Here is a 12430-nt window from a genome sequence, read left to right on the forward strand (position 1 = left end):
GTGTCAGACACAGATATGTTGAATGTCAGACCGCTATCGCCAGCAGGCTGGCTCCCACAAGGAGTGGAGCCAGATTTGAAGGCTGGCTCCATTTGCATCAGCCTTCGAGCTTGCTTTTCAGCAATTCGTTCACCTGTTGCGGGTTGGCCTTGCCTTTGGAGGCTTTCATGGCCTGGCCGACGAAGAAGCCGAACATCTTGCCGCGCTTGGCTTCGTCTGCCGCGCGGTATTGCTCGACCTGCTCGGCGTTGGCCGCGAGCATTTCGTCCAGCACCGCCGAGATGGCACCGGTGTCGGTCACTTGCTTGAGACCACGCTTGTCGATGATTTCGTCTGCGCTGCCTTCGCCGTTGGCCATCGCTTCAAACACTACCTTGGCGATCTTGCCGGAGATGGTGTTGTCCTTGATGCGCAGCAACATGCCGCCCAGTTGCTCGGCCGAAACCGGCGACTGTTCGATGTCCAGGCCTTGCTTGTTGAGCAGGCTGCCCAACTCGACCATGACCCAGTTCGCCGCCAGTTTGGCGTCGCCGCCGATGCTTGCGACTTTTTCGAAGTAGTCGGCTTGCTCGCGGCTGGTGGCCAGCACGCTGGCGTCGTACACCGACAGACCGAACTGATCCTGGAAACGCTCGCGCTTCTGCGGCGGCAATTCCGGCAGGGTGGCGCGTACGTCGTCGAGGAACGTGTTCTCGATAACCACCGGCAGCAGGTCCGGATCGGGGAAGTAACGGTAGTCGTTGGCTTCCTCTTTGCTGCGCATCGGACGGGTTTCGTCCTTGTTCGGATCGTACAGACGGGTCTGCTGGATCACCTTGCCACCGTCTTCGATCAACTCGATCTGACGCTGGATTTCACTGTTGATCGCTTTCTCGATGAAGCGGAACGAGTTGACGTTCTTGATCTCGCAGCGGGTGCCGAACTCGACCTGGCCTTTAGGACGGATCGACACGTTGCAGTCGCAACGCAGCGAACCTTCGGCCATGTTGCCGTCGCAGATCCCTAAGTAACGCACCAGCGCGTGGATCGCCTTGACGTAAGCCACGGCTTCCTTGGCGCTGCGCATGTCCGGCTCGGAGACGATCTCCAGCAGCGGCGTGCCAGCGCGGTTCAGGTCGATGCCGCTGGCGCCGCTGAACTCTTCGTGCAGGCTTTTGCCGGCGTCTTCTTCCAGGTGAGCGCGGGTGATGCCAACGCGCTTGACCGTGCCGTCTTCAAGGGCGATGTCCAGGTGGCCCTTGCCAACGATCGGCAACTCCATCTGGCTGATCTGGTAGCCCTTGGGCAGGTCAGGGTAGAAGTAGTTTTTACGGGCGAACACGTTGTGCTGACCGATCTCGGCGTCAATCGCCAGACCGAACATCACCGCCATGCGCACCGCTTCCTGGTTCAGCACCGGCAGCACGCCGGGCATGCCCAGGTCGATGAGGCTGGCCTGGGTGTTCGGCTCGGAACCGAAAGTGGTGGAACTACCGGAAAAGATTTTCGACCGGGTGGTGAGCTGAGTGTGAATCTCCAGCCCGATCACGACTTCCCATTGCATGTGTGTCTCCTCAGAAGCCGGTTGGGGTGCGGGTGTGCCAGTCAGTGTTGAGCTGATACTGGTGGGCAACGTTCAACAGGCGGCCTTCCTGGAAATACGGGGCGAGCAGTTGCACACCGACCGGCAGGCCGTCGACGAAGCCAGCAGGCATGGACAAGCCCGGCAGGCCCGCGAGGTTGGCGGTGATGGTGTAGACGTCTTCCAGGTAGGCAGCCACCGGGTCGCTGTTCTTGGCGCCCAGTTTCCAGGCCGGGTTAGGCGTGGTTGGGCCGAGGATGATGTCGACCTCATTAAAGGCAGTCATGAAGTCGTTCTTGATCAAGCGACGAATCTTCTGCGCCTTGAGGTAGTAGGCGTCGTAGTAGCCCGCGGACAGCGCATAGGCGCCAACCATGATGCGGCGCTGCACTTCCGGCCCGAAACCTTCGCCACGGGAGCGCTTATACAGGTCTTCGAGGTTTTTCGGATCTTCGCAGCGATAGCCGAAGCGCACGCCGTCGAAACGCGACAGGTTGGACGAGGCTTCTGCCGGGGCGATCACGTAGTACGCAGGGATGGCGTGCTGCATGTTCGGCAGGCTGATTTCCTTGACCATGGCACCGAGCTTTTCCAGCTCCTTGACGCTGTTGTGGATCAGCTCGGCGATGCGCGGATCGAGACCAGCGCTGAAATACTCTTTAGGCACGCCAATACGCAGGCCTTTCAGCGAGCCGTTGAGGCTGGCGCTGTAGTCCGGCACGGGTTCGTCGATGCTGGTGGAGTCGTTTGGATCGAAACCGGCCATACCTTGCAACAAAATTGCGCAGTCTTCGGCAGTGCGCGCCAAAGGGCCGCCCTGATCGAGGCTGGAAGCGTAGGCAATCATGCCCCAGCGCGAAACACGACCGTACGTCGGTTTCAGGCCGGTGAGGTTGGTCAATGCGGCGGGCTGACGAATGGAGCCGCCGGTGTCGGTACCGGTGGCGGCAGGCAACAGACGAGCGGCAACGGCAGCGGCCGAACCGCCGGACGAGCCGCCCGGCACGTGTTCCAGGTTCCACGGGTTTTTCACCGCACCGTAGTAGCTTGACTCGTTGGCCGAACCCATGGCGAATTCGTCCATGTTGGTCTTACCCAGCGTCACGGCCCCGGCAGCGGCCAGCTTGGCGACGACGGTGGCGTCGTACGGTGCTTTAAAGTTGTCGAGCATCTTCGAGCCGCAGCTGGTGCGGATGCCCTGGGTGCAGAACAGGTCTTTGTGGGCGATCGGCGCGCCGAGCAGGGCGCCGCTCTCACCATTGGCCCGGCGAGCGTCAGCGGCTTTCGCCTGCGTGAGCGCCAGGTCTTCGGTGAGGCTGATGAAGCTGTTGAGCTGCGGATCGAGCTGGGCGATGCGCGCCAGCAGGACTTTGGTCAGCTCTTCGGAAGAAAACTTTTTATCGGCGAGTCCGCGGGCGATCTCGGCCAGAGTCAATTGATGCATTGCAGGCTCTTTCCCTATTAGTCGATGACTTTCGGTACCAGGTACAGGCCGTTTTCGACCGCTGGTGCGATGGACTGGTAGGCCTCGCGATTATTGGTCTCGGTTACGACGTCTGCACGCAGGCGCTGGCTGGCTTCCAGTGGGTGGGCCAGGGGTTCGATACCGTCGGTATTGACGGCCTGCATTTCGTCGACCAGTCCGAGAATGCTATTAAGGGCCGAAGTGACGTTTGGAAGATCGGCTTCATTAAGGCCAAGGCAGGCCAGATGAGCGATTTTTTCCACGTCGGAGCGTTCTAGAGCCATTTGGGTTCTCCAGTGGAAAACAGGACGGACGGTGTCCGTGTGTTAGATTGTCGGAACACTACCGCACTTCTGCGGTCATAAGGCCGCGATTGTGGGGCTTGGTGCACAGAAAAGCGGCCAATTTAACATATTGGCGCCTTGCCCAAAATCCCTGTCGTTGTTAGAGTTTGCCGCACTTTTTTTACCCACGCGTTGCCTAGGGTCCCTTTCCCATGTTCAAGAAACTGCGTGGCATGTTTTCCAGTGATCTCTCGATTGACCTGGGCACTGCCAACACCCTTATTTACGTGCGCGAGCGCGGTATCGTCCTGAATGAGCCATCGGTTGTGGCCATTCGGACACACGGTAACCAGAAAAGTGTCGTTGCTGTCGGCACCGAAGCCAAGCGCATGCTGGGCCGTACGCCGGGCAACATTGCTGCCATTCGTCCGATGAAGGACGGCGTGATCGCCGACTTCAGCGTCTGCGAAAAGATGTTGCAGTATTTCATCAACAAGGTTCACGAAAACAGCTTCCTGCAGCCTAGCCCGCGTGTGTTGATCTGCGTTCCATGCAAATCCACCCAGGTTGAGCGTCGTGCCATCCGTGAATCGGCCCTCGGTGCCGGTGCCCGTGAAGTATTCCTGATCGAAGAGCCAATGGCCGCTGCGATCGGTGCCGGCCTGCCGGTAGAAGAAGCGCGCGGTTCGATGGTCGTGGATATCGGTGGTGGTACCACTGAAATCGCGCTGATCTCCCTCAACGGTGTGGTTTACGCTGAATCCGTACGTGTGGGCGGCGACCGTTTCGACGAAGCGATCATCACTTACGTGCGTCGCAACTACGGCAGCCTGATCGGTGAATCGACTGCCGAGCGCATCAAGCAGGAAATCGGTACAGCCTACCCGGGCGGCGAAGTTCGCGAAGTCGACGTTCGTGGCCGTAACCTGGCAGAGGGCGTTCCACGCGCATTCACCCTGAACTCCAACGAAGTGCTGGAGGCTCTGCAAGAGTCCCTGGCTACGATCGTTCAGGCCGTGAAAAGTGCTCTGGAGCAATCCCCGCCGGAATTGGCTTCCGACATCGCCGAGCGTGGTCTGGTACTGACCGGTGGTGGCGCCTTGCTGCGTGACCTGGACAAACTGCTGGCCCAGGAAACCGGTCTGCCGGTGATCGTCGCCGAAGACCCGTTGACCTGCGTTGCTCGCGGCGGTGGCCGTGCATTGGAAATGATGGATAAACACACCATGGACCTGCTTTCCAGCGAGTAAGTCGCCGGATCGCCTCTATGCTGTTGAGCGCGCAGGCGGCACTTTGCAGTGCTGCCTGTTCGCGTTTATCTTCTGTCAGTCTGCATCCAGGCCGGTTTGCTGCCGTATGAATAAACAGAACATTTGCCTGGGAGGAGCGGCTTATTAAACCGCTTTTCACCAAGGGTCCCTCACTGGGCGTGCGCTTGTTGGTGCTGGTCGTGCTATCGGTCGCGCTGATGGTGGTCGATGCCCGCTTCACACTGCTCAAGCCAGTGCGTAGCCAGATGTCGCTGGTGCTGATGCAGTCTTACTGGATCACCGACCTGCCGCAGCGGCTATGGCAAGGTGTGGCCAGCCAGTTTGGCAGCCGGACCGAACTGGTCGCCGAAAACGAAAAACTCAAGACTGAAAACCTGCTCTTGCAGGGGCGCATGCAGAAGCTTGCCGCCTTGACCGAGCAGAACGTGCGGCTGCGCGAGTTGCTCAACTCTTCGGCGCTGGTCAACGAGAAGGTTGAAGTCGCCGAATTGATCGGCATGGACCCCAACCCGTTCACCCACCGCATCATCATCAACAAGGGTGAGCGCGACGGCGTGGTTCTCGGTCAGCCGGTGCTCGACGCCCGTGGCCTGATGGGGCAAGTGGTCGAGTTGATGCCGTACACCTCTCGCGTCCTGCTGCTCACCGATTCCACCCACAGTATTCCGGTGCAGGTAAACCGCAATGGCCTGCGGGCGATTGCCAGCGGTACCGGCAATCCGGAGCGGCTGGAGCTGCGTCATGTGGCCGATACCGCTGATATCAAGGAAGGCGACCTGCTGGTCAGCTCTGGCCTCGGTCAGCGCTTCCCGGCGGGTTATCCGGTGGCGACGGTCAAGGAAGTGCTTCACGACACCGGCCAGCCGTTTGCCGTTGTCCGCGCCGTACCGACCGCTGCGTTGAACCGCAGCCGTTACCTGTTGCTGGTATTCAGCGACACCCGTACACCCGAAGAGCGTGCCAACGATGCCGCCCAGGCCCAGGAAGCCCTGGATGCGCAAGGTGGCGGGCCGATCATCCCGGCCACCGTGCCGAAGCCGGCGATCGTCCCGGCGGCAGTTGCTGCACCAGCCTCTCCGGCGGCTGCTCCAGCTGCTCCGGCTGCCGCAACGCCCGTCAAGCCGACGGCCGCGCACCCGGTCGCCACTAAGCCGCCTGCGACCGCACCCGCTGCTGCAAAACCACCGACAGCTCAACCCGCCGTCGTGAAGCCTGCTGCCAAACCGCCAGTCTCCGCGCCGGCTACCACTGGGGGACGAGAATAATGGTCGGTGTCAAAGCCTCCCGAAATGGCTGGATCGTCTGGCTGACATTCGCCATCGGCCTGTTGCTCAGTGTTTCGCCGTTGCCGCAATTCATGGAAATCCTGCGCCCGCTGTGGCTGGCCCTGTTGCTGGCGTTCTGGGCGTTGGCCCTGCCGCAGAAAGTCGGGATGGTCACCGCGTGGTGCCTGGGCTTGGCCGAAGACGTGCTCTACGGCACATTACTGGGCCAGAATGCGTTGATCCTGACGCTCATCACTTATCTGGTCCTTGCGCTGCAACAGCGCTTGCGGATGTTCCCGATGTGGCAACAGAGCCTGGTCATCCTGGTGATCTTCGGTCTCGCGCAACTGGTTCAAATGTGGCTCAGCGCCTTGACCGGCAACCGTCAGCCGACGCTGGCGCTGGTATTGCCGGCATTGGTCAGCGCCTTGCTCTGGCCTTGGATCAGCTTCGCTTTGCGTGGATTGCGTCGCCGCTACAAAATCAACTGATTCGGTCAGGCATTTGCCCAAACCTCGACAGGGAGATGTCTTGATGAAAATGCTTTATCTCGCCTCAGGCTCGCCACGTCGGCGTGAACTGCTCACGCAGATCGGCGTGCCGTTCACCGCCATCAGCGCGGACATCGATGAAACCCCTTTGAACCATGAATCCCCTTCGGCTTATGTCGAGCGGCTTGCGCGCGGCAAGGCTGCGGCGGGTCGTGATGCCGTGGTGTCCGATGCGCCGTTCTGTGTACTGGGGGCCGATACCGCCGTCGTGCTCAATGGCAAAATTCTCGGCAAACCGGTTGATGAAGCTGACGCTTGCGCCATGCTGAAGATGTTGTCCGGCAATGAACATGAAGTCCTGACAGCCATTGCGTTGCTCGACGGTGAGCGCTGCGAGTCGCGGGTAGTGCGCAGCGTGGTGCGCTTTCGCGCCATCGGTGATGAGGAGGCAGCGGCCTATTGGGCCAGCGGCGAACCACGGGACAAGGCCGGCGGCTATGGCATTCAAGGACTGGGCGCGGTGTTTGTTGCCGGGCTTGCTGGAAGTTACTCAGCGGTGGTTGGTTTACCGCTGTGCGAAACCGCAGAACTGCTGGACCATTTCGGCATACCCTGTTGGCAAACCCTAAACGCGCGTTAAGCGTCGTACTGACCAGATGCGGCCACTATCGTGAACATGCCTGAACGAGACCCTGCCATGAGTGAAGAGATCCTGATCAACATCACGCCGATGGAATCGCGCGTGGCGGTGGTCGAAAACGGTGTCCTGCAAGAGGTGCATGTCGAGCGCACGCAAAAGCGCGGCATCGTCGGCAACATCTACAAAGGCAAGGTTGTGCGGGTATTGCCGGGCATGCAGGCCGCCTTCGTCGATATTGGCCTGGATCGCGCCGCGTTTATTCATGCCTCGGAAATTTCGCTGCGTGAGGGGCCCGCGGTCGAGAGCATCAGCGCGCTGGTACATGAAGGCCAGAGCCTGGTGGTGCAAGTCACCAAAGATCCGATTGGCTCCAAAGGCGCACGTTTGACGACACAATTGTCGATCCCTTCGCGCTATCTGGTGTACATGCCGCGTACTGCACATGTCGGTATTTCGCTGAAGATCGAAGACGAAGCCGAGCGCGAACGTCTCAAGCAAGTGGTCACCGATTGCGTCGCCAAGGAAGGTATCAAGGAAGCCGGCGGATTTATCCTGCGTACGGCGGCCGAAGGTGCCGGAGCTGATGAGATCCTCATGGATATCCGCTACCTGCGCCGTCTCTGGGATCAGATCAACGCCCAAATCATGACCATCAGCGCACCGAGCGTCATTTACGAAGACCTCGGCCTGGCGCTGCGCACCCTGCGTGACCTGGTCAGTCCGAAGATCGAGAAAATCCGCATCGACTCCAGGGAAACCTTCCAGAAAACCACACAGTTCGTCGCCGAATTGATGCCGGAAATCGCCGATCGTCTGGAGCATTACCCCGGCGAGCGGCCGATCTTCGACCTGTACGGCGTCGAAGACGAAATCCAGAAAGCCCTGGAGCGCAAAGTCCCTCTTAAGTCCGGCGGTTACCTGGTGGTCGACCCGGCGGAAGCCATGAGTACCATCGACGTCAATACCGGGGCGTTCGTCGGGCATCGCAACCTCGAAGAAACCATCTTCAAGACCAACCTCGAAGCCGCGACCGCCATCGCTCGCCAACTGCGCCTGCGTAACCTGGGCGGGATCATCATCATCGACTTCATCGACATGGAAGATGAAGAGCACCAGCGCCAGGTGCTGCGCACGCTGGAGAAGCAGCTTGAGCGTGATCACGCCAAGACCAACATCATCGGGATCACCGAGTTGGGCCTTGTGCAGATGACCCGCAAGCGCACCCGCGAAAGCCTTGAGCAAGTGTTGTGCGAACCGTGCAACGCCTGTCAGGGGCGGGGCAAGCTCAAGACCCCGGAAACCGTTTGCTACGAAATCTTCCGCGAAATCCTGCGTGAGGCTCGCGCCTATCAGGCGGAAGGCTATCGTGTATTGGCGAACCAGAAAGTTGTCGACCGTCTGCTCGATGAAGAATCGGGCAACGTCGCGGAGCTTGAAGGGTTCATTGGGCGCACCATTCGCTTCCAGGTAGAAACCATGTATTCCCAGGAACAATACGACGTGGTGTTGCTCTGATTCGCTGCTTCTTGATATTTCCACAGCGGCTGGCTTCAGCTTTCTGCAAAACATTTGCCATGGGGGCCAACTGACATGGAGCGTCTGACACGCATTTTGGCCGCACTGACCCGCTGGGGTCTGGGCCTGTGCGCGTTGGTTTTGGTGTTGATGGCGTTGTACGTCAGTCTCGGCCGGGAGCTGACGCCGCTGGTGGCCGAATACCGTGGCGAAGTCGAAACCAGGGCCAGCGAGGCTTTGGGCATGTCGCTGCAAATTGGCGAACTGCAAGGTCACTGGAGCGATTTCGCGCCCATTTTGTCGGCTCACGATGTGACGGTGGGTGACGGTGCCAATGCCCTGCATCTGGAGCAGGTGCGTGTAGTACCTGACCTGTGGGCCAGTCTTTTGGCTCGCGAAGTGCGCATTGCTCACCTGGAACTCAATGGTCTGAAAATCAGCCTCAAGGAAGGCGAGGACGGTCATTGGGCGCTGGAAGGCTTGCCAGTGAAGGACGACCAGCCACTCGACCCCGAGCAATTGCTCAATCGCATGCAGATGATCCAGCAGTTTTCGGTGCTCGATAGCCAGGTCACCCTGCAGCCGTTTGGCGAGTCGCCGCTGACACTGACATACGTCGGCGTGAGCCTCAAAACCGGTGCCGTTCGTCAGCGACTTGATGCGCGCCTGACCTTGCCGGACGGGCAGCCGATGGCCATGAGCCTGCGAACGCGCATCCGTGCCAGTCAGTGGAAAGACGGCGAAGCTCAGGCTTATGTGAGCCTGCCGCAAAGCGACTGGTCGAAATGGCTACCCAAACGCCTCACTCAGCAGTGGAATTTTTCCGAGATCAAGGCAGGCGGCGAAGTATGGGCGACCTGGGGTCAGGGTGCGCTGCAAAGTGCAGCAGTACGCTTGAATGCGCCGCAACTCAATGGTGCGTACGCCGATCGTAAAGCGATCAAGATCAACAATCTGGCATTTAATGGCTATTTCCAGCGCAGTGCCGAAGGCATGTTGGTGACACTGGACTCGCTGGCCATGAACCTCGGCGAGACACGCTGGGAGACGCATCTGCAGCTCAAGCAAACCGCAGCCTCCGACAAATCGCAAGATCTCTGGCATCTGCAGGCCGATCGCCTCGACCTGACTCCTCTTACGCCATTGCTTAATGCGCTGGCGCCGTTTCCCGAAGGTCTTGCCACGGTGGTCGAACGGCTCAAGGTCACGGGAGTGCTGCGTAACGTGCTGATCGACGTGCGTCCCAATGCTACCGACAACAGCAAATTCAGCTTCGCGGCCAATCTTGATCAGGTCGGTTTCGACGCCTATCACGGCGCTCCGGCGGCGCGAAATGTAACGGGCAGCATCAGCGGTGACCTGGGGCAAGGCGAGTTACGCATGGACAGCAAGGATTTCATGCTGCACCTGGACCCGATTTTCGCCAAGCCATGGCAATACATCCAGGCCAACGCACGCCTGACCTGGAAACTCGACAAAGAAGGTTTCACCCTGATCGCGCCATACCTGAAGGTACTGGGCGAGGAGGGCAAGATTGCCGGTGACTTCCTGATCCGCCTGCATTTCGATCACACCCAGGAAGACTACATGGACCTGCGGGTCGGTATGGTCGATGGCGACGGTCGCTACACCGCCAAGTACCTGCCGGCCGTCCTCAGCCCGGCGCTGGATGAATGGTTGCGTACGGCGATTCTCAAAGGGGCGGTGGATCAGGGGTTCTTCCAGTACCAGGGTTCGCTCAACCACGATGCTGATGCCACGTCTCGCAGCATCAGCCTGTTCTTCAAGGTGCATGATGCCGAACTGGCGTTCCAACCGGGTTGGCCTCACGTCAGCAAGGTAACGGGCGATGTGTTCGTCGAAGACAGCGGTGTGCGGGTCCTGGCCAGCAAGGGGCAATTGCTCGACACCCAGGTCAGCGACATCTACGTCAACATTCCCCACGTTCCGGATGGACAGACCTCTCGCTTGTTTCTCGATGGCGGGTTCGCCGGGGGGCTGGGCGATGGTCTGAAAATCCTCAAAGAGGCACCGATCGGTACGGCCGAGACGTTTGCCGGCTGGGAAGGCGAGGGCGATCTGCAAGGCAAGCTCAAGCTCGATATTCCGCTGGCAAAAGGGGAGCAGCCGAAAATACTGGTTGACTTCAAGACTGCTAAATCACGACTGAAGCTACCTGAGCCGCCCCTGGAACTGACTCAACTCAAGGGCGATTTCCGCTTCGACAGCACCAAAGGTCTGAGCGGACAAAACATTACCGCCCGGGCGTTCGACAAGCCGGTGAGCGCGCAGATTTTTGCCGACGGACGTGCGGGTAAGCTCAACACTCGAGTCGTGGCTTCGGGGCAGGTCGAAGTCAAAAAGCTCACGGACTGGTTGAGCGTTACCCAGCCATTGCCGGTGAGCGGCGTGATCCCGTATCAACTGCAACTGACCCTGAATGGCGCCGACAGCCAGTTGATGGTCAATTCCAGTCTCAAAGGGGTTGCTGTAGATCTGCCAGCGCCCTTTGGCATGGCAGCAGATGTGGGGCGTGACACCACATTGCGCATGACCCTTCAAGGCGCAGAACGGCGCTACTGGGTGAGCTACGGTGAGTTGGCGAATTTTACCTTTGCCGCACCGACCGGCAATTTTGCCGACGGACGTGGTGAATTGTTCCTGGGCAAAGGCGACGCTGTGTTGCCCGGCGCCAAAGGCTTGCGAGTCCGCGGAGTGCTGTCTGAGTTGGATATCGGCCCCTGGCAGGATCTGGTGAGCAGGTATGCCGGGCAAGACCCGGGCGGCAGTGCCAAGCAGTTGCTCAGTGGTGCCGACATCAAGGTGGGTAAACTCAGTGCATTCGGTACAACGCTGGATCAGGCCTCGGTGCAGTTGACTAGAAAACCATCTGCATGGGCCCTGCAGCTCGACAGTCAGCAGGTCAAGGGGAGTGCCAATCTCCCTGATGCGAAAGCCGCACCGATCGTGATCAATCTACAAACCGTGCGCCTGCCGGCCCCCGATCCGACGGTGCTGGCCGATGAGAACTCACCGGACCCCCTGGCCTCTGTAGATCCGACGAAGATTCCGGCGATGGATATCACCATCAATCAGTTGTTCCAGGGTAACGACCTGGTCGGCGGCTGGTCGTTGAAAGTACGTCCGACGCCCAAAGGCATCGCTCTCAATTCGCTCGACTTGGGCCTCAAGGGCATTCTGTTGCAGGGCAGCGGCGGCTGGGAAGGCGCGCCGGGGGCCAGCAGCAGTTGGTACAAAGGGCGGATCAGCGGCAAGAATCTCGCGGATGTACTCAAGGGGTGGGGGTTCGCGCCGAGCGTTACCAGCAAGGATTTCCATATGAATGTCGACGGGCGCTGGCCCGGTTCGCCGGCATGGCTGGCGACCAAGCGCTTCTCCGGCACCCTTGATGCGTCGCTCAACGAAGGTCAGTTTGTCGAGGTCGAAGGCAGTGCTCAGGCGCTGCGGGTTTTTGGCCTGCTCAACTTCAACTCCATTGGCCGCCGTTTACGACTCGACTTCTCTGATCTGTTCGGCAAAGGCCTGAGTTATGACCGGGTCAAAGGCCTGCTGGTGGGAACCAACGGCGTGTATGTCACCCGTGAGCCGATCCGTGTGACCGGCCCGTCGAGCACCATTGAACTCGATGGTACCTTGAACATGGTGGCCGATCAGATCGATGCGAAACTGCTGGTGACCTTGCCGGTGACCAACAACCTGCCAATCGCCGCGCTGATCGTGGGTGCACCGGCCATCGGTGGCGCGCTGTTCCTGATCGACAAATTGATCGGCGACCGCGTGGCTCGCTTTGCGAGCGTCAAGTACACCGTCAAGGGGCCATGGAAAGAGCCTAAAATCACCTTCGACAAGCCTTTTTGAAAAGCCTTTCTCCGGACCTATGGAGTAGCATGGCCGAATGTGCAGGAGCTGCCGCAGGC

General features: G+C 59.6%; 9 protein-coding genes. 6 read left to right on the plus strand and 3 right to left on the minus strand.

The features are described from left to right. Positions 1-97: 97 nt before the first annotated feature. From gatB to gatC, 3 genes are read right to left on the minus strand one after another with little or no spacing between them, the layout of a single operon-like run. Positions 98-1543, minus strand: coding sequence for an Asp-tRNA(Asn)/Glu-tRNA(Gln) amidotransferase subunit GatB (gene gatB, locus ACRESJ_RS24105; protein ID WP_431760146.1), 1446 nt, complete (start codon positions 1541-1543; stop codon positions 98-100). Between the two features lie 10 nt (positions 1544-1553). After that, positions 1554-3005, minus strand: a complete 1452-nt coding sequence (gene gatA / locus ACRESJ_RS24110; RefSeq protein WP_431760147.1) for an Asp-tRNA(Asn)/Glu-tRNA(Gln) amidotransferase subunit GatA — start codon at positions 3003-3005, stop codon at positions 1554-1556. A 17-nt stretch (positions 3006-3022) separates the two neighbouring features. Then, positions 3023-3310, minus strand: coding sequence for an Asp-tRNA(Asn)/Glu-tRNA(Gln) amidotransferase subunit GatC (gene gatC / locus ACRESJ_RS24115; protein ID WP_085726363.1), 288 nt, complete (start codon positions 3308-3310; stop codon positions 3023-3025). Positions 3311-3522: 212 nt separating this feature from the next. Between gatC and mreB the strand changes: the two genes are divergently transcribed. The 6 genes from mreB to ACRESJ_RS24145 all read left to right on the plus strand — a co-directional run bounded on the left by mreB (position 3523) and on the right by ACRESJ_RS24145 (position 12371). Then, positions 3523-4560, plus strand: coding sequence for a rod shape-determining protein MreB (gene mreB / locus ACRESJ_RS24120; protein WP_002555108.1), 1038 nt, complete (start codon positions 3523-3525; stop codon positions 4558-4560). 143 nt (positions 4561-4703) lie between these two features. After that, complete coding sequence (mreC, locus tag ACRESJ_RS24125) at positions 4704-5846, plus strand: rod shape-determining protein MreC (RefSeq protein WP_431760152.1); 1143 nt, start codon at positions 4704-4706, stop codon at positions 5844-5846. After that, a complete protein-coding gene (gene mreD / locus ACRESJ_RS24130) occupies positions 5846-6337 on the plus strand; it encodes a rod shape-determining protein MreD (protein ID WP_431760148.1) in 492 nt (163 codons plus the stop codon). Before mreC ends, mreD begins: the two co-directional genes overlap by 1 nt. Before the next feature lie 43 nt (positions 6338-6380). Continuing rightward, positions 6381-6977, plus strand: coding sequence for a Maf family protein (locus ACRESJ_RS24135; protein ID WP_431760149.1), 597 nt, complete (start codon positions 6381-6383; stop codon positions 6975-6977). A gap of 57 nt (positions 6978-7034) precedes the next feature. Next, positions 7035-8492 carry a ribonuclease G gene (gene rng / locus ACRESJ_RS24140; RefSeq protein WP_431760150.1) on the plus strand — a complete coding sequence of 486 codons (1458 nt, stop codon included), beginning with the start codon at positions 7035-7037 and terminating at the stop codon, positions 8490-8492. 75 nt (positions 8493-8567) lie between these two features. Continuing rightward, positions 8568-12371 carry a YhdP family protein gene (locus tag ACRESJ_RS24145; RefSeq protein ID WP_431760151.1) on the plus strand — a complete coding sequence of 1268 codons (3804 nt, stop codon included), beginning with the start codon at positions 8568-8570 and terminating at the stop codon, positions 12369-12371. Positions 12372-12430: the final 59 nt, after the last annotated feature.

The sequence above is a fragment of the Pseudomonas sp. genome (genome assembly GCF_050739655.1).
Taxonomy (GTDB): domain Bacteria; phylum Pseudomonadota; class Gammaproteobacteria; order Pseudomonadales; family Pseudomonadaceae; genus Aquipseudomonas.

Excerpts from the sequence above, each read along its gene's own strand:
- ACRESJ_RS24135 (WP_431760149.1), top strand. The coding sequence starts at position 6,381 with ATGAAAATGCTTTATCTCGCCTCAGGCTCGCCACGTCGGCGTGAACTG.
- gatC (WP_085726363.1), bottom strand. The coding sequence starts at position 3,310 with ATGGCTCTAGAACGCTCCGACGTGGAAAAAATCGCTCATCTGGCCTGC.
- gatB (WP_431760146.1), bottom strand. The coding sequence starts at position 1,543 with ATGCAATGGGAAGTCGTGATCGGGCTGGAGATTCACACTCAGCTCACC.
- mreD (WP_431760148.1), top strand. The coding sequence starts at position 5,846 with ATGGTCGGTGTCAAAGCCTCCCGAAATGGCTGGATCGTCTGGCTGACA.
- ACRESJ_RS24145 (WP_431760151.1), top strand. The coding sequence starts at position 8,568 with ATGGAGCGTCTGACACGCATTTTGGCCGCACTGACCCGCTGGGGTCTG.
- gatA (WP_431760147.1), bottom strand. The coding sequence starts at position 3,005 with ATGCATCAATTGACTCTGGCCGAGATCGCCCGCGGACTCGCCGATAAA.
- mreB (WP_002555108.1), top strand. The coding sequence starts at position 3,523 with ATGTTCAAGAAACTGCGTGGCATGTTTTCCAGTGATCTCTCGATTGAC.
- rng (WP_431760150.1), top strand. The coding sequence starts at position 7,035 with ATGAGTGAAGAGATCCTGATCAACATCACGCCGATGGAATCGCGCGTG.